24 protein-coding genes and 1 tRNA gene are annotated in these 23622 nt (G+C 66.2%); 12 read left to right on the forward strand and 13 right to left on the reverse strand.

Annotated features, from left to right (window positions below; all coding sequences use genetic code 11):
• Positions 1–18 precede the first annotated feature (18 nt).
• The 4 genes from KHO22_RS19070 (at position 19) to KHO22_RS19085 (ending at position 4450) form a co-directional block, all read left to right on the forward strand.
• Positions 19–1224 carry an MFS transporter gene (locus tag KHO22_RS19070; RefSeq protein WP_211948725.1) on the forward strand — a complete coding sequence of 402 codons (1206 nt, stop codon included), beginning with the start codon at positions 19–21 and terminating at the stop codon, positions 1222–1224.
• Positions 1225–1308: 84 nt separating this feature from the next.
• Positions 1309–1947, forward strand: coding sequence for a pyridoxamine 5'-phosphate oxidase (pdxH, locus tag KHO22_RS19075; protein ID WP_211948726.1), 639 nt, complete (start codon positions 1309–1311; stop codon positions 1945–1947).
• A gap of 209 nt (positions 1948–2156) precedes the next feature.
• On the forward strand, positions 2157–3392 hold the full coding sequence (locus tag KHO22_RS19080; RefSeq protein ID WP_211948727.1) for an SAM-dependent methyltransferase: 1236 nt from the start codon (positions 2157–2159) through the stop codon (positions 3390–3392).
• Positions 3389–4450, forward strand: a complete 1062-nt coding sequence (locus KHO22_RS19085) for a DUF72 domain-containing protein (protein WP_211948728.1) — start codon at positions 3389–3391, stop codon at positions 4448–4450. Before KHO22_RS19080 ends, KHO22_RS19085 begins: the two co-directional genes overlap by 4 nt.
• A 24-nt stretch (positions 4451–4474) precedes the next feature.
• Here KHO22_RS19085 and msrA read toward each other — a convergent pair whose 3' ends face one another.
• Entirely contained in the window at positions 4475–5017 is a 543-nt protein-coding gene (gene msrA / locus KHO22_RS19090) for a peptide-methionine (S)-S-oxide reductase MsrA (RefSeq protein WP_211948729.1), read from the reverse strand.
• A 330-nt stretch (positions 5018–5347) separates the two neighbouring features.
• Between msrA and KHO22_RS19095 the strand changes: the two genes are divergently transcribed.
• Positions 5348–5908: a flavin reductase family protein gene (locus KHO22_RS19095; RefSeq protein ID WP_211948778.1), complete on the forward strand. Its 561-nt coding sequence runs from the start codon at positions 5348–5350 to the stop codon at positions 5906–5908.
• An 18-nt stretch (positions 5909–5926) separates the two neighbouring features.
• On the opposite strand, the gene KHO22_RS19100 is transcribed toward KHO22_RS19095, so the two are convergent.
• Positions 5927–6415 (reverse strand): Lrp/AsnC family transcriptional regulator, encoded by a 489-nt coding sequence (locus KHO22_RS19100; RefSeq protein WP_211948730.1) that lies wholly within the window; start codon positions 6413–6415, stop codon positions 5927–5929.
• A gap of 154 nt (positions 6416–6569) precedes the next feature.
• Between KHO22_RS19100 and kynB the strand changes: the two genes are divergently transcribed.
• The 3 genes from kynB to kynA are packed head-to-tail and all read left to right on the forward strand — an operon-like array spanning position 6570 to position 9414.
• Positions 6570–7229, forward strand: a complete 660-nt coding sequence (gene kynB, locus KHO22_RS19105; RefSeq protein WP_211948731.1) for an arylformamidase — start codon at positions 6570–6572, stop codon at positions 7227–7229.
• 31 nt (positions 7230–7260) lie between these two features.
• Positions 7261–8517, forward strand: coding sequence for a kynureninase (gene kynU / locus KHO22_RS19110; protein WP_211948732.1), 1257 nt, complete (start codon positions 7261–7263; stop codon positions 8515–8517).
• Positions 8518–8529: 12 nt separating this feature from the next.
• Positions 8530–9414: a tryptophan 2,3-dioxygenase gene (gene kynA / locus KHO22_RS19115; RefSeq protein WP_211948733.1), complete on the forward strand. Its 885-nt coding sequence runs from the start codon at positions 8530–8532 to the stop codon at positions 9412–9414.
• A gap of 25 nt (positions 9415–9439) precedes the next feature.
• Here kynA and KHO22_RS19120 read toward each other — a convergent pair whose 3' ends face one another.
• Positions 9440–10243, reverse strand: a complete 804-nt coding sequence (locus tag KHO22_RS19120) for an IclR family transcriptional regulator (protein ID WP_211948734.1) — start codon at positions 10241–10243, stop codon at positions 9440–9442.
• Positions 10244–10461: 218 nt separating this feature from the next.
• Here KHO22_RS19120 and KHO22_RS19125 point away from each other — a divergent pair, with 218 nt between their 5' ends.
• Positions 10462–11655, forward strand: coding sequence for an acyl-CoA dehydrogenase (locus KHO22_RS19125; protein WP_211948735.1), 1194 nt, complete (start codon positions 10462–10464; stop codon positions 11653–11655).
• Positions 11656–11803: 148 nt separating this feature from the next.
• On the opposite strand, the gene KHO22_RS19130 is transcribed toward KHO22_RS19125, so the two are convergent.
• The gene (locus KHO22_RS19130; RefSeq protein WP_211948736.1) at positions 11804–12442 is read right to left on the reverse strand and encodes a peroxiredoxin; all 639 of its coding nucleotides are present in this window, start codon (positions 12440–12442) and stop codon (positions 11804–11806) included.
• A gap of 228 nt (positions 12443–12670) precedes the next feature.
• Here KHO22_RS19130 and KHO22_RS19135 point away from each other — a divergent pair, with 228 nt between their 5' ends.
• The 3 genes from KHO22_RS19135 (at position 12671) to KHO22_RS19145 (ending at position 14038) form a co-directional block, all read left to right on the forward strand.
• On the forward strand, positions 12671–12997 hold the full coding sequence (locus KHO22_RS19135) for an ElaB/YgaM/YqjD family protein (protein WP_338031349.1): 327 nt from the start codon (positions 12671–12673) through the stop codon (positions 12995–12997).
• A gap of 172 nt (positions 12998–13169) precedes the next feature.
• Complete coding sequence (locus tag KHO22_RS19140) at positions 13170–13550, forward strand: phage holin family protein (RefSeq protein ID WP_211948738.1); 381 nt, start codon at positions 13170–13172, stop codon at positions 13548–13550.
• Positions 13547–14038 (forward strand): DUF3318 domain-containing protein, encoded by a 492-nt coding sequence (locus tag KHO22_RS19145; protein WP_211948739.1) that lies wholly within the window; start codon positions 13547–13549, stop codon positions 14036–14038. The genes KHO22_RS19140 and KHO22_RS19145 overlap by 4 nt, the downstream gene beginning before the upstream one ends.
• Here KHO22_RS19145 and KHO22_RS19150 read toward each other — a convergent pair.
• The 9 genes from KHO22_RS19150 to tolR form a co-directional block, all read right to left on the reverse strand.
• Positions 14035–16872 (reverse strand): EAL domain-containing protein, encoded by a 2838-nt coding sequence (locus KHO22_RS19150; protein WP_211948740.1) that lies wholly within the window; start codon positions 16870–16872, stop codon positions 14035–14037. The two genes, KHO22_RS19145 and KHO22_RS19150, sit on opposite strands and share 4 nt — an antisense overlap.
• Positions 16873–17061: 189 nt before the next feature.
• A tRNA-Lys gene (locus KHO22_RS19155) sits at positions 17062–17137 on the reverse strand.
• 62 nt (positions 17138–17199) lie between these two features.
• Positions 17200–18321 (reverse strand): YeeE/YedE family protein, encoded by a 1122-nt coding sequence (locus KHO22_RS19160; protein ID WP_211948741.1) that lies wholly within the window; start codon positions 18319–18321, stop codon positions 17200–17202.
• Positions 18322–18355: 34 nt separating this feature from the next.
• Positions 18356–19036 carry a 7-cyano-7-deazaguanine synthase QueC gene (gene queC, locus KHO22_RS19165; protein ID WP_211948742.1) on the reverse strand — a complete coding sequence of 227 codons (681 nt, stop codon included), beginning with the start codon at positions 19034–19036 and terminating at the stop codon, positions 18356–18358.
• 120 nt (positions 19037–19156) lie between these two features.
• Positions 19157–19915, reverse strand: coding sequence for a tol-pal system protein YbgF (gene ybgF, locus KHO22_RS19170; protein ID WP_211948743.1), 759 nt, complete (start codon positions 19913–19915; stop codon positions 19157–19159).
• A 23-nt stretch (positions 19916–19938) separates the two neighbouring features.
• Positions 19939–20448 (reverse strand): peptidoglycan-associated lipoprotein Pal, encoded by a 510-nt coding sequence (gene pal / locus KHO22_RS19175; RefSeq protein WP_211948744.1) that lies wholly within the window; start codon positions 20446–20448, stop codon positions 19939–19941.
• Between the two features lie 23 nt (positions 20449–20471).
• Positions 20472–21836 (reverse strand): Tol-Pal system beta propeller repeat protein TolB, encoded by a 1365-nt coding sequence (tolB, locus tag KHO22_RS19180; protein WP_211948745.1) that lies wholly within the window; start codon positions 21834–21836, stop codon positions 20472–20474.
• 199 nt (positions 21837–22035) lie between these two features.
• Positions 22036–23154 (reverse strand): cell envelope integrity protein TolA, encoded by a 1119-nt coding sequence (gene tolA / locus KHO22_RS19185; RefSeq protein WP_211948746.1) that lies wholly within the window; start codon positions 23152–23154, stop codon positions 22036–22038.
• Positions 23155–23173: 19 nt separating this feature from the next.
• Positions 23174–23611 carry a protein TolR gene (gene tolR / locus KHO22_RS19190; RefSeq protein ID WP_211948747.1) on the reverse strand — a complete coding sequence of 146 codons (438 nt, stop codon included), beginning with the start codon at positions 23609–23611 and terminating at the stop codon, positions 23174–23176.
• Positions 23612–23622: the final 11 nt, after the last annotated feature.

Consider the following 23622-nt stretch of genomic DNA (forward strand, 5'->3'; position numbering starts at 1 on the left):
AATTCGCCGCCCGCCCCCATGACGCTGCCACACGCCGCCGTCCCGCCGATCAGCTGGCTGATCGCGCTGACGGTGTGCAATCACGTGGCGTTCAATGCAAGCCGCGTGGTGGTGTCCCTGTTTGCCATTTCCCTGAAGGCGTCGACCGTGACGCTGGGCTTGCTGATGTCGCTCTACGCGCTGCTGCCCATGCTGCTCGCGATCCGCGCCGGCAAGCGCATTGACGAGATCGGCCCGCGCAAGCCGATGATGGCAGGCTCGCTGATGGTCGTGGCCGGCACGCTGCTGCCGGCGGTATGGCAGGAGATTGCCGCGCTCTATTTCTCCTGCGCGCTGATCGGCGTGGGCTTCATGCTTGTCCAGGTGGCGATGCAGCTGCTGATCGGCCAGGTTTCCACCAACGACACGCGCCTGCGCAACTACACGCTGCACGCGCTCGGCATGTCGGTGTCGGGCACGCTGGGCCCGGTGGTGATGGGCTACGTGATCGAGCATGCGGGATTCCGGCCCGCTTTCCTGGTGCTGGTCGCGGTCGCGCTGGCCGGACAGGCCGGCCTGCAATGGGTGCGTCCACGCCTGCCCGCGCAGGGCGGCAACGCCAGTCGCATCGCCATCGAAGATGGCAGCCGCCGCTCCACGCTGGATCTGTTGCAGTACCCCGAACTTCGCGCCGTCTTTGTCGCCAGCGCGGTACTGTCGGCCGCCTGGGACCTGCACGCGTTCCTGATCCCCATCCAGGGTTCGCGCATCGGCCTGTCGCCGTCGTCGATCGGCTGGGTGCTGGGTGCCTTCGCGATTGCCACGTTCGCCATTCGCGTGGCCATGCCGATGGTGTCGCGCCGCCTGTCGGAGTGGAAGATCATCCGTATCGCGCTGATGGTGGGCGCATCGGCCTACCTGGTCTACCCGTTCGTCGCCCATTTCTGGATGATGTGCGGCCTGGCCTTCATCCTTGGCCTGGCGCTTGGCAGTGCCCAGCCCAATGTCATGAACATCCTTCACACCGCCTCGCCCAGCGGCCGTGCCGGCGAAGCACTCGGGCTGCGTTCCGCCGTGCTCAACACCAGCCAGGTGGTATGGCCGCTCACCTTCGGCGTGGTCGGCACGGCACTGGGCATGCTGCCCATCTTCCTGTCCATGGCGGGCGCCATGGGCATGGCAGGCCTCTATTCACGGCGGCAGTCGCGCGCCGCAACGGTGGAACTTTCCCCGCCGACGCATTGATTTGCCTGCACACAAATGCGGCTTGCAGCGCATTCGCTATACTCAAATCAACCGGATTTCCGGCTGATTCCAACCGAATGCGACATGACTCAACTCGCTGACCTCCGCCGTACCTATGTCCTGGGCTCCCTGAACGAATCGGACGTGGCGGCCGACCCGATGGCCCAGTTCAAACGCTGGTTCGATGAGGCCGTGACCGCCAAGCTTCCCGAGCCCAATGCGATGACGCTGGCCACCGTCGGCGCCGACGGCCAGCCGTCGGCACGCATCGTGCTGCTCAAGGGCATTGACGAGAAAGGCTTCACCTTCTTCACCAACTACGAGAGCCGGAAAGGGCTGGACATTGCCGCCAACCCTCGCGCCGCGCTGCTTTTCCACTGGGTGCAGCTCGAGCGCCAGGTGCGCGTGGAAGGTCGAGTCGAAAAGGTCGACGATGGCGAGAGCGACGCGTACTACGCCTCGCGCCCGCTGGGCTCGCGACTGGGCGCCTGGGCCTCCGAGCAAAGCCGGGAAGTGGCCGGGCGCGATGTGCTCGAGCAGCGTGAATCGGAATACCGGGCCAAGTTCGGCGAGAACCCGCCGCGGCCGGCACACTGGGGCGGCTACCGCCTGGTTCCGACCGCGCTCGAATTCTGGCAGGGCCGGCCGTCGCGCTTGCATGACCGCATCGCTTATCGGCTGGACGCCTCCGACGGCTGGAAAATCGTGCGGCTGTCGCCCTGATGGGTGCACAGCACATGTTGGCGAATTGTCCTAAAGTGGGATAAGCGTCGCTTTGGGAATGTGTCAGACACCGCGTAGCGCGACGCTTGCGCGGATGACCTGACACGCCCGTTACCGCGACCAGGCTGCGCCGGGCAACGACTGCCCTGCTTGTCATCGCCCGGCGCCTTCGTTCGTCACGTGTGCCGCAACGACAGGAGGTAACGCGCATGTTCTTCAAGCAAGCCCTCGACAAGCAACTGGACAGCTGGATCGCCGATCTGCGCGAGCACGCCAACCTGCCCGTCAAGCTACGCCTGTGGAATGGCAGCGAATACCCGCTGGGCCGCTACGACAAGCCGAACGTGACCCTGACGGTGCGCGAGGCCGGCGCCCTGCCCCTGCTGCTCACACCAAGCCTGGACAACCTGGGCGAGGCCTATGTCCAGGAGAAGATCGACCTGGACGGCAAACTCACCGACATCATCGACGTGGGCTACCGCTTCTCGGCGGCGGCCAAGCGGCGCGCCGGCGGCGCGCTGGCCAAGGTGGCCCGTCATTTCACGCACACCAAACAGGAAGACAAGAACGCGATCCAGTACCACTACGACGTCTCCAACGAGTTCTACAGCCAGTGGCTGGACCCGGGCATGGTCTATTCCTGCGCGTATTTCGAGCAGGGCAATGAAGATCTGGCCACGGCGCAGCGCAAGAAGATCGACCACATCCTGACCAAGATCCGGTTGCAGCCGGACCAGACCTTGCTGGATATCGGCTGCGGCTGGGGCGCGCTGGTACTGCGCGCCGCAGAGAAGTTCGGCGGGCGCTGCGTCGGCATCACGCTGTCGCAGAACCAGTTCGATCTGGCCACCGCGCGCGTCAGGGCCGCCGGACTGTCGGACCGCATCGAGATCCGGTTGCAGGACTACCGGGACATTTCCGGCACGTTCGATCGCATCACCAGCGTCGGCATGTTCGAGCACGTGGGCAAGAAGAACCTCACCGCTTATTTCGGACGCATGCGCGAACTGCTGGCCGACAACGGCGTCGCCATGAACCACGGCATCACGGTGCCCGACCCCAGCGATGCGCCGATGGACGGCTCCACATTCATGGACCGCTATGTGTTTCCGCAAGGCGAGCTGCCGCACATCGGGCTGGTGCTGAAGACCATGCAGGAAGGCGGCCTCGAAGCATTTGACGTGGAGCTGCTGCGCCGCCACTATGCGCAGACCCTGCGGCACTGGGCCGACAACTTCGAAGCCCATTCCAGCGCCATCCGCGACATGGTGGGCGAAAAGAAGTACCGTATCTGGCGCGTCTACCTGGCTGGCTGCGCGCACGCCTTCGATACTGACACGATGTCGATCTACCAGGTGGTGTGCCACAAGGCGGGCGAGCCGTCGTCCGGGATACCCTGGTCGCGCCGCTATATCTATGACCACCCGATTGGCCTGAACGATTGACTGAAGACCTGTTTGGCGAACTGCTTCCGCCAGCTTCGCCACCCCAACCGCGCGCCGCCGACGGCGGCGCCGCGGACGCCTCAAGCAAACCCTCGCGCGGCAAATCCGTCCTGCCGGCACAGCTCGATCCCTCGCTCGATGCGCTGGGAAAGCGGCTGCCGCCCAAGCTCTATCTCGGCACGTCGTCGTGGTCCTACAACGGCTGGAACGGGCTCGTCTACGACGGCGAGTACAGCGACAGCCTGCTCTCACGCAAGGGCCTTGCCGCTTACTCGAAACATCCGCTGCTGCGCGCGGCCGGCATCGACCGCGGCTTCTATGGCCCGATCCCGCTGGCGGACTACCTTTCGTACGCAGCCCAGGTACCGGAGTCATTCCGCTTCCTGGTGAAGGCGCCGGCCAGCGTGTGCGATGCGTGGCTGCGCGGGTCGGATGGAGTCGGCCGGCTGGCCAATGCCGCCTTCCTCGACGCCGAAATCGCCATCCGTGACTTCATCACGCCTGCTGCCGCCGGGCTTGGCGCCAAGTGCGGCCCGCTGTTGTTCCAGCTTTCGCCGCTGGGCAGCCTGGCCAACGAGGGCGCGGCCTTCCTCGAACGGCTCGACGGCTTCCTTGGCGCGTTGCCGCGGCTGGATCCGTCCCTCACGCCGCACGCCTGCTACGCGGTGGAGATGCGCGACCCGGTCCTGCTGACGCCGCGCTACATCAAGCTGCTGCGCAGGCACGGCGTGCGCTTCTGCCTGTCGGCGCGCGACCGGCTGCCACCGGTGCATCGCCAGGCCTCGGCGCAGGCCTTGATGGACGCCGACGCGCCCGGCCCGCTTGTGTTGCGCTGGATGCTCCATGCCGGCCGGCCCTACGAAGTGGCCGAATCGATCTATGCGCCGTTCAATCGCCTGGTGGATGAAGATCCTGAAACGCGTGAGGCCATCGCCGACCTGGTCGTGCGCACGCTGCGCGCCGGGCAGAGCGCGACCGTCATCATCAGCAACAAGGCGGAGGGCTGCGCGCCGTTGACGTGCGCGCGCCTGGCCGAATCGATCACCGCGCGCCTGTGAATGCGCGCGGCCAGCCGCCAGTCACTAGCGGCGCAGCTTGCCTGCGAACCTCTCGCGGAACTTGGCCAGCTTCGGCGAGATGATAAAGGCGCAGTACCCCTGGCTCGGATGATCCTGGAAGTAGTTCTGGTGGCTGGCCTCGGCGCGCCAGTAGGGCTGCTCCGGTTCGATCTGCGTCACGATGGGCGCATCGAAGGTCTTGTTGGCGACCAGTTCCCGCATGACGTACTCGGCCACGGCACGCTGCGCTTCGGAGTGCGTGAAGATGACGGAGCGGTACTGCGGGCCCACGTCATTGCCCTGCCGGTTCAAGGTGGTCGGGTCGTGGATCGCGAAGAAGATCTCGATGATCTCGCGAAAGTTGATGACGGCCGGGTCGAATGTCACCCGGACGACCTCGGCGTGACCGGTATCGCCCTCGCTGACCTGCTGATAGGTCGGATGGGTGACATGCCCCCCGGTATAGCCGGACTCCACGGCGCGGACGCCGTTCACCTGCTGGTACACCGCCTCAAGGCACCAGAAGCACCCACCACCCAGTGTCGCCGTCTCCAGCTCGTGTTCCATGTTCGCCGCCCCCCGGGGATCCATGCGTTTTGTCGACCTGCCGGTCTTAAGCATAAGCGCAGATAAGGCAATCTGCCTGCGGCTTATCCCTGTTGCGCGAGCCGTATCGCGGCCCGCGCGGCGCAGCGTGTTTCCAAACCCGTTACAATTCTCAAGAATCTGTCGCCGACAGGACACATCGTTGCACGGCGCGAGATCGAGGCGCAGGCCCGAAACCTTGCCGCCAACGTTGGCTGCCACACCGACGCCAGCGCACAGCCGGGCGGATCTTGTCCCTGTCGCCGCGACCCCCAACTATGAATCATCATGACCGCCAGTGGAGCCCTTGCGATGGGCATGCCTGAAGCCCCGCCGCGGGAGGCCGGCCAGGCCGCATCGCCGGATTTCGATACGATGCATTTCCGCCGCACGCTGTCGCAGTTTGCGACCGGCGTGACGATCATTACCACGCGCGCGAGTGGCGCATCCGTGGCCGCCGGGGCGCCCCCGTTCATCGGCATCACGGCCAGTTCCTTCAATTCGGTTTCGCTGGACCCGCCACTGGTGCTGTGGAGCATGGCCACGCGCGCCAACAGCCTGCCGATGTTCCGCGACGGCTCGCACTATATCGTCAACGTGCTGTCGGCATCGCAGCTCGACCTGTGCAAGCGCTTCTCCACGCTCAAGGGCGACCGCTTCGCGGGCGTGGAATACCGGCTGTCCGAGAATGGCCTGCCGATCCTCGGCAATGCCCTCGCGTGGTTCGAATGCCACAATCGCAGCCGCTATGACGAAGGCGACCACGTCATCTTCGTCGGTGAAGTCGAGCGCTGCGGCGTGCTCGACAGTCATGAACCACCGCTGGTGTTCCAGAACGGCACCTTTTCGACCACCTCGCCACTTGAAGACTGACGCCCTGCCCCTGCCCGCTCAGGTTCCCGGGGAATCCGCGGCCTTCAGCACGGCCAGCGGTGAACTGTCGGTCTTGATCCGCTGCAGCACGATGTTGGAGCGGATATCCATCACGCCCGGCGTGCGATACAGCCGGTTCACGATGAAATCCGAGTAGTGCTTCAGGTTGCGCGCCTGCACGCGCAGGATGTAGTTGCTGTCGCCGGTGATGATGTAGGCCGACAGCACCTCGGGCCACGCCTGCACTGCCGCGATGAATGTGTCGTGCCAGCCTTCCACGTCGTGCCGCATCGAGACCTGCACGATCGCTTCCAGCTCCAGCCCCAGCCGCTCGGCATCAAACCAGGCGCGGTAGCCGCCGATCACCCCTGACTCTTCCAGCAACCGCACGCGCCGCAGGCACGCCGACGGCGACAGGGCCACGCGGTCGGCCAAGTCCTGGTTACTGATCCGGCCGTGCTCCTGGAGGCACTCAAGAATGCGCAGATCGATAGGATCGAGGTTCATTCGAATATCCCAGCGTTAATTCTTGCATTAATCGCATTTTATGCGAAAACGCGCTAGTTACGCGGTGGATTTCGCAAGCCTCTTGCCGGTTTTTTTGACTATCATGCCGTCATCGAGGACGACACAGGCACCGCTCAGCGGCAGCCGTGCAGACATGACCAAGCGCCCTGCCACACCCGCCGACAGCCGCAAGCTGTGGGACATCAGCCCCCCGCTTTCGCCCGCCACGCCCGTCTGGCCCGGCGACACGCCGTTCCAGCAGGAAACGGCCTGGCAGATAAATGAACACTGCCCGGTGAACGTGGGCCGCATCACGCTGTCGCCGCACACCGGCGCGCACGCGGATGCGCCGCTGCACTATGCCGCGGATGGGGCGCCGATCGGCGCCGTGGGACTGGAGCCCTACCTCGGGCGCTGCCGCGTGATTCATTGCGTGGGTGCCGCGCCAGTCGTCGCGCCGCACCACGTGGAGCACGCGCTGGATGCGCTGCCGCCGCGCGTGCTGCTGCGCACCTACGCGCGCGCGCCGCTTGAACAATGGGACGCCGGCTTCTGCGCCGTGGCCCCGGAAACCATCGCGCTGCTCGCCGCGCACGGCGTGCAGCTGATCGGCATCGACACGCCGTCGCTGGACCCGCAGGAATCCAAGACCATGGATGCGCACAACGCCGTGCGCCGCCATGGCCTGGCCATCCTGGAAGGGCTGGTGCTCGATGCCGTCGCCGCAGGCGACTATGAACTGATCGCGCTGCCGCTGCGCTTTGCCGGGCTCGACGCCAGCCCGGTACGCGCCGTGCTGCGCAGCCTTGACTGATTTCCCCCGCCATCCATTGCCTCTTTCCGACATGACCGCACTCACTCGCGAGCAATGCCTGTTGCTCGACCAGCAAGACCCCCTGCGCGCATTGCGCGACCAGTTCGCGCTGCCCGATGGCGTGATCTATCTCGATGGCAATTCGCTGGGCGCGCGGCCGCGCGCCGCGGCCGCGCGCGCCGCCGAAGTCGTCAGCGAGGAATGGGGCACCGGCCTGATCCGCAGCTGGAACACCGCCGGCTGGTTCGAGCTGCCGCAGCGGCTGGGCAATATGGTGGCGCCGCTGGTCGGCGCCGGCGAGAACGAAGTGGTCGTCACCGACACCACCTCCATCAACCTGTTCAAGGTGCTCGCCGCCGCTGTGCGCGTGCAGGCCGCGCGCGATCCGTCGCGCAAGGTGATCGTGTCCGAAGCCAGCAATTTCCCCACCGACCTGTATATCGCCCAGGGCCTGGCCGACCTGCTGCAGCAGGGCTATTCGCTGCACCTGGTGAATTCGCCGGACGAGATCGAAGCCGCCGTCGGCGCCGACACCGCCGTGCTGATGCTCACGCACGTCAACTACAAGAGCGGCGAGATGCTCGACATGGCCGCGCTGACCGAGCTGGCCCACGCGCGCGGCGCGCTGACGGTGTGGGACCTGTGCCATTCGGCCGGCGCCGTGCCGGTGGCGCTGAACGCGTCGAAGGCCGACTACGCCATCGGCTGCACCTACAAGTACCTCAACGGCGGGCCGGGCTCCCCGGCCTTCGTCTGGGTGGCACCCGCGCTGCGCGACGCCTTCTGGCAGCCGCTGTCGGGCTGGTGGGGCCATGCCGCGCCGTTCGCGATGGACCCGCAGTACCGCCCTGTCGACGGCGTGCGCCGCTTCCTGTGCGGCACGCAGCCGATCACGTCGATGGCCATGGTCGAATGCGGCCTGGATGTCTTCGCGCAGACCGATATGTCGGCCCTGCGCACCAAGTCGCTGCAGTTGACCGACCTGTTCATCGCACTCGTGGAAGAGCGCTGCCGCCACCATCCGCTCACGCTGGTCACGCCGCGCGAGCATGCGCGCCGCGGCAGCCAGGTCAGCTTCGAACACCCGCAAGGCTATGCCGTGATGCAGGCGCTGATCGAGCGCGGCGTGATCGGCGACTACCGCGAGCCGCGCATCATCCGTTTCGGCTTCACGCCGCTTTACACAAGCTTCACCGAGGTGTGGGATGCGGTGGAAACCCTGCGCGACGTACTCGATACCGAAACCTACCGTGACGCGCGCTTCCATGCGCGTGGTGCGGTGACCTGAACGGAGCAAACCATGAGCGAATTCAAGGGATGCCCGATGTCGGGCACCGCGGGGCAGGACGCGCAGGACAAGCAAGCCGACCGATGGCACGGCGCGCAGATGGACTTCGCCAAGGACATGAGCTACGGCGACTACCTCGGCCTGGACCAGATCCTGAACGCGCAGCACCCGCTCTCGCCGGACCACAACGAGATGCTCTTCATCGTGCAGCACCAGACCACCGAGCTGTGGATGAAGCTGATGCTGCACGAACTGCGCGCGGCGCGCGAATCGGTGCGGGAAGACATCCTGCCGCCGGCCTTCAAGATGCTGACGCGCGTGTCGCGCATCATGGACCAGCTCGTGCAGGCGTGGAACGTGCTGGCCACCATGACGCCACCGGAGTATTCGGCGATGCGGCCCTACCTGGGCATGTCGTCAGGGTTCCAGTCGTACCAGTACCGCGAGATCGAGTTCATCCTCGGCAACAAGAACGCGGCCATGCTGCGTCCGCATGCGCACCGCACGGAACACCTGGCACTGGTGGAAACGGCACTGAAGACGCCTTCGCTGTACGACGAAGCCATCCGCCTGATGGCGCGCCGCGGCTTTGCCATCGACGCGGACTGCGTCGAGCGCGACTGGAGCCAGCCGACTGCCTACAACGCCTCGGTCGAGGCGGCGTGGCTGGAGGTCTACCGGAATCCGAACGCGCACTGGGAACTCTACGAACTCGGCGAGAAGTTCGTCGACCTCGAGGACTCGTTCCGCCAATGGCGCTTCCGCCATGTGACCACGGTCGAGCGCGTGATCGGTTTCAAGCGCGGCACCGGGGGCACCGAGGGCGTGAGCTACCTGCGCAAGATGCTCGACGTGGTGCTGTTCCCCGAGTTGTGGAAGCTGCGTACGGACCTCTGATCCGCAGCGATCCGCGGACCCGGCTTCAGCCAGCCGGGTCCGACAGCCGCGCGGCCAGCGCCTTCAGGGCGGGCGCCAGGGTCTCGTGGAAGACGGACTCCTCCACGGTGCCGTAGGACGCGCTGCAGCTGAGCATATGCAACTCCTTCTCCCCCACCGGCCGGAATGCCACCGCACAGGCGTGGATGGCCGGATGCCAGTCGCGGAACGATGACGCATAGCCGCGGCGCTCCGCATCGTCCAGCGCCACGCGCGTCGGCGATTCCTGCTGCTTCCACTGCTCGGGAAAGGCCTGGCTGAACTCCGCCAGCACCCGATCGCGCCGGGCCGACGGCAGGGCCGACAGATAGGCGCGCCCCATCGAGCTGGATACCAGCGAGAGCCGCGATCCCACGCCCAGCCCGAGCATCACGCCCGCGTCATTGCGGATCGACTCCAGGTAGATGACCTCCATGCGCTCGCGCTTGCCCAGCGACACCGAGACGCCATACGACTGCGCAAACGCCAGCATGTGCGGACGCGCCAGCATCACCACGTCCGAAGCGGACAGGTAGGCATAGCCCAGCGCCAGCACGCCCGCATCGAGCGCGTACTTGCCCAGGCTTTCGTCATAGCGCAGGTAGCCAAGCTGGACCAGCGTACCGGCCAGCCGGCTCACCGTGGCCTTGGGGAAGCCGGTGCGGCGCACGAAATCCTGGTTGCCCAGCATGGCTTCGCCGGTGCGGAAGCAGCGCAGCAGCTCCAGGCCGCGCGCCAGCGCGGTGACGAAATTGGGATCGCTTTCGCGCGGAGTGACCGCGGGCGGGATGTCGGGAGAAAGGCTGCTCAAGGCTGGCTCCTGTGGGAGGTCCGTCACCACGCGCGACAATCGAACACGCTGGTGTTCTTCCCGCTTGCATGGCGAACGCATTGCGATATACTAATTCAACGGAACACAGTTCCGCAATGCGGAACTTAAAATTCCACCGATTCCCTGGATTGCCGCTGAGACGGGCGCGCCACAAAGCGCCTGGCGGCGGTACCCCCGTTCTACCGAAGGAGACCTGCATGGCTGCCAACGCCGAATTCCACTGGGCCGATCCCCTGCTGCTGGACCAGCAACTGACCGCCGACGAGCGCATGATCCGCGACGCCGCGGCGGCGTATAGCCAGGACAAGCTGATGCCGCGGGTCCTTCAGTCGTTCCGCAATGAAAAGACCGACGTAGAAATCTTCCGCGAGATGGGCGAACTGGGCCTGCTCGGCCCGACCATCCCCGAGCAATACGGCGGCCCGGGCCTGAACTACGTCAGCTACGGCCTGGTCGCGCGCGAAGTCGAGCGCGTGGATTCGGGCTACCGCTCGATGATGAGCGTACAGTCGTCGCTCGTGATGGTGCCGATCTATGAATTCGGCAGCGAAGCGCAGAAGCAGAAGTACCTGCCCAAGCTGGCCACCGGCGAATGGATCGGCTGCTTCGGCCTGACCGAGCCGAACCACGGCTCCGATCCGGGCTCGATGGTCACGCGCGCCAAGAAGGTCGACGGCGGCTATGAGCTGAGCGGCGCCAAGATGTGGATCACCAACTCGCCGATCGCCGACGTGTTCGTGGTCTGGGCCAAGCTGGTGGGCGAAGACGGCAAGGATGACATCCGCGGCTTCATCCTGGAAAAGGGCTGGAAGGGCCTGAGCGCTCCGGCCATCCACGGCAAGGTCGGCCTGCGTACGTCGATCACCGGCGAAATCGTGCTCGACCAGGTCTTCGTGCCGGAAGAGAACATCATGCCGGGCGTGAAGGGCCTGAAGGGTCCGTTCACCTGCCTGAACTCGGCGCGCTACGGCATCGCCTGGGGCGCACTGGGCGCCGCCGAATTCTGCTGGCATACCGCGCGCCAGTACACGCTGGACCGCAAGCAGTTCGGCCGCCCGCTGGCTGCCACGCAGCTCGTGCAGAAGAAGCTGGCCGACATGCAGACCGAGATCACGCTGGGCCTGCAAGGCTGCCTGCGCCTGGGCCGCATGAAGGACGAAGGCACCGCGGCGGTAGAGATCACCTCGATCATGAAGCGCAACTCGTGCGGCAAGTCCCTGGACATCGCCCGCGTGGCGCGCGACATGCTCGGCGGCAATGGCATCTCGGACGAGTTCGGCGTGATCCGCCATGTGGTGAACCTGGAAGTGGTCAACACCTACGAAGGCACGCATGACATCCATGCGCTGATCCTGGGCCGTGCCCAGACCGGCCTCCAGGCCTTCTTCTGATCGAAGCCTGAGGCTTGCGGACAGGCACTCCGCCATAAAAAAGCCCGGCTGCGAGGCCGGGCGAAGCACACTACCAAGGAGACGACGAGGCTGCCCCGTCGGTAAAACACCTGTCCTGAACGCGGCCCCGCACCATGCGGGGCCGCGTTCATTTGTTCGGTTGCGGCGTGAGGCGCAGGTAGGGCCGCACGGCCTTGTAGCCTTTCGGGAATTTCTCGCGGATCACCGCCTCGTCCTTCAGCGAAGGGACGATCACCACGTCATCGCCGTCCTGCCAGTTGCCCGGCGTGGCCACGCTGTGGCTGTCCGTGAGCTGCAGCGAATCGATGACGCGCAGGATTTCGTTGAAATTGCGCCCGGTGCTGGCCGGATAGGTGATGATCAGGCGGACCTTCTTCTTCGGATCGATGATGAACAGCGAGCGCACCGTCAGAGTCTCGTTCGCGTTCGGGTGGATCATGTCGTAAAGCTGGGAGACCTTGCGGTCGCCATCGGCCAGTATCGGGAAGTTGACTGTGGTGGACTGCGTTTCGTTGATGTCCCGGATCCAGCCCTGGTGCGACTCGACGCCATCCACAGAGAGCGCGATGGCCTTTACGCCGCGCCGCGCGAATTCGTCCTTGAGCCTGGCGGTCAGGCCGAGTTCCGTGGTGCACACCGGCGTATAGTCGGCCGGATGCGAGAACAGCACACCCCAGCCCTCACCCAGCCAGTCGTGGAAGCGGATGCGGCCTTCGCTGGAATCCTGCTCGAAGTCGGGGGCGAGGTCGCCCAGGCGCAATGCCATGCTTTGTCTCCTGAAAAAAGCGTGGAACCAGCGTATCCGCATTGCGATCGAACCCAAACGAATATAAAGTCACTACAAAATCACTCCAAGTCATATAGCGTGGGCCGGGGCGGGCCCGCCATATGGCTGATTTGCCCTTGTAGGCGACGTGGTCTTGAAACCACGGGTGCCCGCCACATATGCTAAGTAACAAACAAGACGTGCCGTTACTCTCGCAAGCAAGGCAAAATGTCAGAAACCGCACAATCCGAACCAACCGCCCGCAAACAGGAGAAACTGATGAGCGATGTCAAGACCGTTCTGTCCGACGCCGAAGAACTGCTGAAGCAAGCGGCGTCGACCACCGGCGAAAAGGCTGCCGAACTGCGCGAGCGTGGCATGGGCCTGCTGAAGCAAGCCAAGGAAAAAGCCCAGGACCTGCAAGACGCCGTGGTCACCAAGAGCAAGGCAGCCGCGCGCGCCACCGATGACTACGTGCACGACCATCCGTGGCGTGCCGTCGGTGCGGCAGCCGGCGTAGGCCTGCTGATCGGTCTGCTGCTGAACCGCAAGTAAAACAGCCCCGGTCGCGGCGCGCTGGCGCCGCGGCAACACTGGCATTGACCGTCACCGCGTACGGGCATGCCGTTAGCCCGGGCCCGGGCACGATGGCTTGTGCCTACCGGGCTTTGCACGCTGAAGGGCGCCGCCGGCCAGGGCCGGCGCGCCGTTTCCTCGCCGGAGCCGCATGAGCGAATCCCCTCCCTCACCCAAGTTGCTGGAGTCCGTGCGCAACCTGCTCGGTTCGCTGGTTGCGATGGTCCAGACGCGCCTGGAACTGGCCAGCGTCGAATTCGCCGAGGAGCGCTCCCGGCTGATGAAGGTCGGCCTGCTGGCCTGCTTCGGCCTGGTCTTTTTCGGGATTGCGCTGGTGACCTTCACCGCGCTGATCGCCATCCTGTTCTGGGACACCTACCGCTGGCAGGCGCTGGTCGCGCTGGTAGTCACCTACCTTGTACTGTCAGCCGGCTGCCTGGCAATCGCCCGCCACCTGGTGCGCAACGCCCCGACGATGTTCGAGGCCACGCTGGCGGAAATCGACAAAGACCGGGAGACCCTGCGCCGATGAACACTCCGGAATCCGGGCCGGACGCCGGCAAGGCGCCCCGCCGCGAACATCCGCGCCCCGTGCGCTACGCGCGTGAAGTTCGCCTGCCGCTCGAGGTACGCAAGGAACTGCTGCTGACCCGCGCCGAACTGGAGCGCCACGATCTGCTCAAGGCCGTGCACGAGGTAAAAGGCGGGGCCAGGCGCCTGGGCAGCTTCGCCAACTGGCTGCCGCGCGCGGTCCGGCCGGGCTCGTGGATGAAGGTGCTGGGCCTGGCGCAGGACTATCCGCTGCTCAGCGCGGCCGTCACGCTCGCCCTGCCGCTGCTGCGGCGCACGCCGCTGCTGCGCTGGACGTGGAAAGCGTCCAAGCTTGGCGTACTCGCCGGCGCCGCCTACTGGGGCTACAAGACATGGCGCCAGGCCAATAGCCAGGCGGTGGCAACGGCTGACACCGGTGGCGCCAAGGCGCCGCAGGACACCGGCTTCCGCGACCCGCTCGTGCGTTAGCCCGGCGTCAGGGCCTCCTGGCCCTGACCGCCATCGATCGTGGCCGGGTCCTGCCTCAATCCTGAGGCGAACGGCCTGGGCATCGCAATGTGATGCCCTTGCGCGAAATCCACGCCAAGCTCGCGCAGCCGCGCCAGCATGGCCTCGGTCTCCACATACTCCGCGATGGTCTTCTTGCCCGTGGCATGGCCAATGCGCTGGATGACCTCCACCATCACCTGGTTGACGGGATCATCCAGCATTGCGCGGACGAAGCTGCCATCGATCTTCAGGTAGGCTGCCGGCAGGTGCTTCAGGTAGGTGAACGACGCCATGCCCGCGCCAAAATCGTCCAGCGCAAACACGCACCCCAGTCGCTGCATCTGTTCGATAAATGCTGCCGCCTGCGTCAGGTTGGCAATCGCCGCGGTTTCGGTGATCTCAAAGCAGATACCGCTCAGTGCGATGCCGGTACGTTGCGCCTGGTCGCGGACAAACGCCGGGAACCGGACATCGGCCAGTGAAGACGCGGACAGATTGATCGCGCACAGCGCAATGTGCTCGCCGTGTTCCGCCCGCCGGCGCGCCAGCGCGGCGAACGCGGTTTCGACGACCCAGCGGTCGATCATCGGCATGAGGTTGTAGCGCTCGCAGGCTGGCACGAACGCCATCGGAGGCACCAGCTGGTTGCGCTCGTCCACCATGCGCAGCAACAGCTCGATATGGCGCCCGCCACGCCGCTCCCCCTGCAGCGGGACGATTTCCTGCGCGTAGAGGCAGAACCGCCCGGCGGCCAGCGCCGCATGCACCCGGCTGACCCATTCCATCTCGCCGTGCCGCGCCTGTACCACGCTGTCCTTCGGATGGTAGACCTGGACGCGGTTGCGGCCGTTCTCCTTGGCCACATAGCACGCGGCATCGGCGGCGCTGAGCGCCTCCGCCACGCCGCCGGTGCCGGCGTCCAGCGCCACCAGCCCAATGCTGGCACCGACGGCAAACGTGCGCTGGCGGTGCGTGAAGCGGAACCCCGCCACCGCGCGCCGCAGCGCCTCGGCCTGCCGCTCGCCATCGGGCGCCACGCAATGCTCCAGCAGGATGCCGAATTCGTCGCCACCCAGGCGCGCGAGCGTATCGCCCTTGCGCAACTGCCCGCGCATGATCGCGGCGATCTGCCGGATCAGCTCATCGCCCGCGGCGTGACCGCAGGTGTCGTTGACCACCTTGAACTGGTCCAGGTCGAGGTACATCAGCGCGTGCGTGCCACCCGCCTCCTGCATCCGCGCGATGGCTGCGGCCAGCCGACGCTCGAACTCGGTCCGGTTGAGCAGTCCGGTCAGCGCGTCATGGCTGGCCTCATGGGCCAGCCTGGCGGCATGTTCGCGCTCCTGGCTGACGTCGTGCAGGACCACGACCACGCCGATCGCCTGCGCCGCGCGGTCGCGGATCAGCGCCACCGATGGCTTGACGGCCACCGTGCGCCCGCCGCGGCCAGCCAGCAAGGCCGTCACGCCGGGCCAACGCTGCTGCAGCGCCAGCGCGACCAGCTTGCGCAGCGGCGCCTGGCTGCCCTCCTCGCACAAGGCGCATACCTGTTCGAGCGGGCGGCCGCGGGCCTCGGCCTCGCTCCAGCCCGTCAGTGCTTCGGCAGCGGGATTGAGCGATTCAATGCGGCCCCATACGTCGGTGGTGACCACGGCATCGCCGATCGCCTGCAGCGTGACCTGGGCACGCTCCTTCTCGGCGAAGAGCTGCACCTCGTAGCGCTTGTGTTCCGAGATATCGGTGAGCGAACCGGCCATGCGCATCACCCGACCGTTCTCACCACGCACCAGGCGTCCGCGTGCGCGCACCCACAGATAGCCATCGCCGCGCGTACGCAGGCGGAACTCGGCATCGTAGGGTTCACCGCGGCGCAGATGAGCCGAGAGCTTGTCGTCGAGCACATTCACGTCAGCAGGATGGAGCAGTCCGAGCAGCGTCTCGCGCGCCTGCGGCAACGCGTCCGGCTCGAATCCGAGCATCTGCGCGCAGCGCGGCGAGAAATACAGCCGGCCACTGTGCAGATCCCAATCCCACAGCCCGTCGTTGCTTCCGCCCACGGCCAACTGCAGGCGTTCCTCGCTCCCGGCCAGCGCCTCGCGCAGGCGGCGCTCGAGCCGCAGCCGCCGGTGTGACAACAGGATTGCCGAGAGCAGCAGCGCGACCGCCACCACGGCGGCCCCGACGGTGAGTGCCTGCGTGACGCGCCGCGACGCCTTGCCCAGCTGATGCGAGAACGCGTACTCAAGCGGCGTCAACCGCGCGTCGATGGCGACGATGCCCTGCAGCACCGGTTCGGTACACGCCACGCCGCAGCCGGGTTGCGCAGTCAGTTGGCGCAGCACCATCGCCTGCTCATGGAGGGCGGCGATCTCGCGATCACCCTCCGCCCAGATCCGGATCGCGGCATCGACCTCCTCGACATGGCGAAAGTTGCGGTAGAGGCGGATGATCCCCGCGATGTCATCGGGGTGGATGGCGCCGGCGAGGAAGCCAGCACGCGCGCGCTCGTCGTCCGGCGTGTCGCGGTCGAGCTCGATACGGGCGCGGTGGTCGCCCATCGGCACGGCGATATTCGACAGGTAGGCCTGGAAATCGGCTTCGTTGCGGTCTTCGCCATAACGCAGCAGATGCATGACGGCGTTCTTCTGGCCCTTGGACCATTGGCTCTCGCCCGCGACAAAGGCACGCACGGCGGACAGGACGTCGACGCTGGCGATGGTAAACAGCGCCAGCGCAACGACCACGGGGACGAACGGCCAGATAACGCGCAATGCATGCACATCGCCCGGCAAAGACCTGCCTGCTTGCCGCATAGGACTTCCGACGGTTGTGGCGCTGACGGCGTGGCTGCGCCAGCAAGCCAGGAACTCGCTTCATTGTCCGTTGCGGGCCCGGTGATGTCTCTAACTCGAAGTGGTTAATGCGCGCCCATTGCGCGGCGGGCAGCCCGGGCGAAAAAACAAAAAGGGCCTGTGACTTGCGCCACAGGCCCTTCGAAATACTGGTGGGTCGTGCGTGACTCGAACACGCGACCAACGGATTAAAAGTCCGCTGCTCTACCGACTGAGCTAACGACCCGAAAAAACAGAACCGCGATTATAGTGACACGATTCCCGATGTGTCAAGCGTACGGCGCCGCCTCAGGCAAATGCCATGCGCTCAAGGCGCCATATCTGGTACCGGAACGCCAGTACTGCACCCGCCACGATGCCGCCCAGCGCGATAAACGAGCCGATGGCCAGCGTCGACACCCCAGACAGCCCCTGCCCCACCGTGCACCCGAGCGCCGTCACGCCGCCGGCACCCATCAGGATGCCGCCGATGATGTGGTTGGCGACGTCTTCCGCATTGCCAAACCCTTCCCAGCGGAAGGTGCGCGTGGCCAGCGCGTACACCGCCGCGCCGGCGATCACGCCGAAGACGCTGATGATGCCGACGGTCAGCACCTTGCTCTTGTCGCTGAACATCATCAGCCAGTCCAGCGTGTACGCATACGGCGCCACGAAACTCAGGCTCTCCATGCGGCCGCTGTTGGTGGCCACGAACACTTCCTCCAGCGTGTTGGGATCTTCCGCCACGTAGCCGATATGGCCCGAGACATACCACATGCCGACGATGATCAGCCCGACAGCGATGCCGCCCAGCAGGTTGTCGAACGTGCGGAAACCGCGCGCGGCCAGCGCCCACACCATGAGCGCACCGCCGAGCAGCAGGCCCAGGCCGAGCTGCAACGCACCGCGGGCGGCACCGGTGCCCTGCGACAGCAGCGACGGCAGGTCCTGCGTGGCCGGCAGCGTGATCGCGACAGCATCCACGGTATTGACGCGCACCACGCCGAACAGGCCGCGCAGCGTCATATAGGCCGACAGCCCCAGGAAGACGAACACCACCAGCGACTTGAGGTTGCCCGCGCCGATGCGCACCAGCGTCTTGCTGCCGCAGCCCGACGCCAGCACCATGCCGAAGCCGAACATCAGCCCGCCGGCCAGCGCCGACAGCCAGCTGAGCTTGCTGGCGGTATAGATGGTCTTGGTCGGATCGATCAGCCCGGCCCAGGCAAGCACGCCGGTGCCGATCATGGCTACGCCGACGGCCAGGCCCCACATGCGCATGCGGCTCCAGTCGCCCATGTTGACGATGTCCGAGACCGCCCCCATCGTGCAGAAGTGCGTGCGCTGCAGGATGGCGCCGAACAGGAAGGTCAGGGCGAAAGTGCTCAGCAGCACGGTGCGCGAAAGCGCGGCGATATCGATCTCGGGCATATCCGGGGGCGGTGAATGGAGGCTGGTGGCGCGCTCAGGCGTTCTGGTAGCGGGTCGGGTCGGCAACGCCGGCCGCCTCGAAGCCGGCGCGGCGGATGCGGCAGGAATCGCAGACGCCGCAGGCACGGCCATCATCGGCGGCCTGGTAGCACGACACCGTCAGGCTGTAGTCCACGCCCAGGCGGATGCCCGCGCGGATGATCTCGGCCTTGGTCATGTCGATGATCGGCGCGTGCACGCGGAACCGGTCGCCCTCCACGCCCGCCTTGGTGGCGAGGTTGGCCAGCGTCTCGTAGGCCGAGACGTATTCGGGGCGGCAATCCGGGTAGCCCGAATAGTCGACCGCGTTGGCACCGAAGAACAGGTCGCGCCCGCCGACGGCTTCGGCCCAGCCGAGCGCCAGCGACAGCATGATGGTGTTGCGCGCCGGCACATAGGTGATCGGGATGCCCGACGACGCGCCATCGGTCGGCACCTCGAGCTTGTCGTCGGTCAGCGCGGAACCGCCGAAGCGGCGCAGGTCCAGGTCGACGATTTCATGGCGGACGGCGCCAAGCGCACTGGCCACGCGCTTGGCGGCCTCGAGCTCGGACGAATGGCGCTGGCCATAGCGCATCGACAGCGCATAGGTCTCGAAGCCCTGGGCCTTGGCCATGGCGAGAACGGTGGCGGAATCAAGCCCGCCCGAAAGCAGAACAATGGCGCGTTTGGTCATGATGGCAGTCGCGCCGCGCAGGCGGCACACGGAAATTGCAGGCGAATCGCGTATTTTAGCGCGACTGGCAAAAAGGCCCGCAAATGCGGGCCTTGAAGGCTGTTCCGGTGCCGGCCTGGCTTACTTCAGGGTCTTTAGCCGGTTGGAGGCTGCCTGCGCGCCTTCGGTGCCCGGATACTTGGCCACCACCTGTTCCAGCGTCTTGCGGGCCGCAGCCTTCTGGCCGGTTTCGAGCTGGTTGTTGGCGATGGCGATCATGGCATCGGGCGCCTTCGGGTGCGTGGGATTCCCCTGCAGCATGTTCTGCAGCACCGTGGTCGAGCCCTTGTAGTCGCGCTGCGCATAAAGCGAGTTGCCGAGCCAGTATTGCGCCAGCGGCAGGTACGGGCTCTGCGGATACTTCTTGGCGAACGCGGAGAAGGAATTGCCCGCGCTCTTGAAATCGCCGGCCTGGAACTGCTTGAGCGCGGCGTCATACTCGGGCTTCTCGTTCGGCTGCACCAGGCCCTCGCGGCCTTCCACGGTGGCCTGCTGCGGCTCGAACTTCTTCAGACGCGCATCCAGGTCCGCGTAGTAGTCCTTCTGCTGCTTCTGCAGCGTATCCACCGTGTTCTGCAGCACCTCGTTCTGGCCGCGCAGCCGGGCGACCTCCTGGCGGAGGCCCTCCAGCTGGTTCTGCATATCGATCGTGGTGCGGCTGTTCTGCTCGATGCGCTGCGTGGCGGTCGCCTGGAAACCGTTGAACTGGTCACGCAGGGTGAGGACCGCGCGGCGCGCCTCGTCATCGTCGAACACACCGGCACGGGCCGGAGCAAGGGGCAGCATGGCTGCGCCCGAAACGGCGGCGAGCCACAACAGGGTGGAAACGCGTGCTTTCATGGATGGCCTGTACGCGGATCAGATCAGTAGTTGATGTCGGCGCGGCGGTTCTCAGCCCAGGCAGCCTCGTCGTGGCCCGTTGCCTTCGGCTTTTCCTTGCCCAGGCTCACGGCTTCCATCTGGTTGTCGGGCACGCCCATGGTCGCCAGCGAACGGCGCACGGCCTCGGCACGCTTCTGGCCCAGCGCCAGGTTGTACTCGCTGGTGCCGCGCTCGTCGGTGTTGCCCTGGATCAGGATCTTGCGGCCCTTGTTGGTGCTCAGGTACTTGGCGTGATCGCCCAGCATGCCCTGGTAGTCCTGCTTGACGCTGTAGCTGTCAAAATCGAAGTACACGCTGCGCTTGGCCAGCGGGCTGTTCGGGTCGTTCAGCGGGTCGCGCGAGACGTCCACGGGCTGCACGGTGCGGGCGTCGGCGCCGGTACCCTTGTTTGCACCGGCATTGGCCGTGTCGTCCAGCTTCACGCCGGAGCTGCAGGCACCCAGGGCCAGCAGAGCGGCAACGGCAAGGGTTTTGGTCATCAGTTGGGGCATGGCGAGAGACTCCTGTTATTGCGTTATTGCATGAAAGGACCCCAGGACGGCTCGCGGACATCGCCGGACTGGAGAGACAGAACCTGCCGGGTACGCCCGTCCGTGGACACCGCCGCCAGCACCGCGCGGCCGCCCACACGGGTGGCGTAAAGGATGTACTTGCCGTTGGCGGCAAAGCTCGGCGCTTCGTCATTCGACGTATCGGTCAGCGAGGTGACGTCGCCGTTGGTCAGGTCCTGCAGTTGCAGCTTGAAGCCGCCCGAACGCGTGATGTACGCCAGGTACTTGCCGTCCGGCGAAATCCGCGGGCTCACGTTGTAGCTGCCCTTGAAGGTCACGCGTTGCGCGCTGCCCGCTTCCTCGCCGCCTGCCGGCATGCGATAGACCTGCGGGGCACCGCCGCGGTCGCTGGTGAAATAGATGCTCTTGCCGTCAGGTGCATACTGCGGCTCGGTGTCGATCGCGCTGCTGCGGGTCAGGCGGCGGATGCCCGAACCATCGGCATTGACCTGGTACACCTGGGTATTGCCGTCGCGCGAGAGCGCCACGGCCAGGTGCTGGCCATCCGGCGACCACGACGGTGCGCTGTTGTTGCCCTTCTGGTTGGACACCAGCGTGCGCTTGCCCGTGGCCAGGTCGTGCACGTACACCACCGGCTTCTTGGCCTCGAACGAGACATAGGCCACGCGGCGGCCGTCCGGCGACCACGACGGCGAGATGATCGGCTCGTTGCTGGTCAGCGCGACCTGCGAATTCTGGCCGTCCGAGTCGGAGATCAGCAGCTGGTAGCGGCCGCCGACGCGCGACACGTAGGACAGGCGCGTGGCAAACACGCCGCGCTCGCCGAGCAGCTTCTCGTAGATGTAGTCGGCGATCTTGTGGGCCGTCACGCGCAGCTGGCCCTGGTTGACGTTGTACGCGAGGCCACCCAGGCTCTGACCCTTGACGGTGTCGTACAGGCGGAAGCGCACTTCGTACTGGCCGTTGCCCGAAGGCGTCACGCTGCCGGCGACGAAGGCGTCGGCACCGCGGCCCTTCCAGCTGCCGAGATCGACATTGGCCGACTCGGCCACCGTGGCGCCGCCCGGATCAACGTTGCGGAAACGGCCGCTGCGCGCGAGGTCGCTGCGGATGATCGCGGTCAGATTCTGCGGGGCCTGCGCCTCGCCCTGGAAATTTGCCGTTGCAACCGGGAACTGGCTCGAACCGACCCCGGAGATCTCAACGTTCAGTTGCGCCTGTGCGACGCCGGCGGACAAGGCCAGCGCGGCGGCCAGCCAGACCATCAGGGCGTGGCGGCCGCTGAGCCGGTTCGCCGCCCGGGTTGCGGCCTGGTTTGCTTGGTGCCGCTTCGCGGACAGCCAGTTGGGGGCCCAAAGCTTTCGCATGCTGCTCCTCAGTCGATTTCAGGTTTCGTCGGGCACGGCAGGCAGACAGCGGAACAGGCGTCGATGCGCATGGCGCATATCCGTTCCGCGTGCGCATCGCACGCTGCCGGCCGCGTCGGGCAACCTGTCATGGTAGCGGTGGGACTGGCACCGGTTAATGAAGGTTGCATTATGTTGCAAGTCATGGCGCCTGGGTCACTTAGTCCTTGGGACGGAAAGTGATCGTGAAGCTCGCAGGCGCCTTGCCGTTCTCGTCGCGCGGCAGCGGGTCCGAGCGCTCGACGGCGCGCAGCACGGCGTTATCCCAGGCCGAATTGCCACTGGGCTTGCTCAGCCGCGCCGACATCAGCGAGCCGTCCGGCGCAAGCTGCACGGACACCACGGCGGTCGGGTTGCCCGGCGCGTCTTCCGTGAACACGATGTTGGGCTTGACCTTGCGGCGCACGCGATCGGCATAGCCCGACGACGCCTTGCCGCCGCCGCCAGCGCCCGCACCGGCAGCACTACCCACACCGCCGCCGCCCTGGCCACCGGCGCCGCCGCCGGCCATGGCCTGCAGTCGCGCGAGTTCACCCTTGCGCTGCGCATTGGCCGCGGCTTCGCGCCTGGCCCTGGCGTCGGCGTCCGCCTTGGCCTTGGCTTGCGCTTCCGCCTTCGCCTTGGCATCCGCTTCCGCCTTGGCCTTGGCTTCGGCTTTCGCGTCGGCCTTGGCCCTGGCATCCGCCTCGGCCTTGGCTTTCGCCTGCGCGTCGGCCTTGGCCTCGGCATCCGCTTTCGCCCGGGCCTTGGCATCGGCTTCCTTGCGTTCGCGCTCGGCTTGCTCGCGGTGCTGCTGCTCCTGCTGGGCGGCCTTCTTCCTTGCGTCGTCCTTGCGTTGCGCCTCCTGGCGCTCGGCTTCCTTGCGCTCCGCCTCTTTACGCTCGGCTTCCTTGCGTGCGGCGTCCTTGCGCGCAACCTCTTCGCGCGCGGCCTGCTCGGCGGCGCGGCGCTTCTGGCGCTCCAGCGCGATATCGGCGTCTTCCTCGACCTTGCTCTTGACCTCGGGCGCCGGCGGCACAGGGCGCGGCTGGACCACCGGCTCGGGTGGTGCGGGCGGCGCGGGCGGCGGTGCGGTGGTGGCGGGAATCTCGTCCCAGAGCTCCGCTTCGGAGCCGACCGGGGTGCTGCTCTGCCAATGCACGCCGTAGTACAGCACGATGCCGAGCAGCAGGTGCATGAAGAGCGCGAGCACGAAGGAACGCAGGGTTCCCCGCTCCTTCACCGGCTGGTAAGGAAAGGCGGCAGCGATCGTCATGGGGCGCGGCATTCGGACAGGCATCTCACGCAGCAGGCGCGTTCTACTTGGACTTCACCATCAGGCCGACACGCTTGATGCCGTCGGCCTTGAGCACGGACATGACGTCAAGCACGGACTCGTACTTGACGGCCCGGTCGGCGGCAATCACCACCGGCTGGTCCGGGTTCTCGTTCTGGCGCTGGTGCACGAAATCGAGCAGGCCGTTCTTGTCGAGCTTGCGCTCGAATGAATTGCCGGCGTTGTCCTTGCCGCTCGCGGTCAGCGCACCGTCTTCATGCACGGTCACGACGATCGGCGGCGCCTTCTGTTGCGGCGTGGCGTTGGCCACGGTCGGCAGGTCGACGACGGCGGGGCTGACGATCGGTGCCGCCACCATGAAGATGACCAGCAGCACGAGCATCACGTCGATATATGGCACGACGTTGATCTCGGCACTGGCCCGGCGGCGTGATCCGCCGCGGCGCTGAATGGCTGCCATTGCTGGGCTCC

This window comes from Cupriavidus yeoncheonensis (genome assembly GCF_905397275.1).
GTDB lineage: Bacteria > Pseudomonadota > Gammaproteobacteria > Burkholderiales > Burkholderiaceae > Cupriavidus > Cupriavidus yeoncheonensis.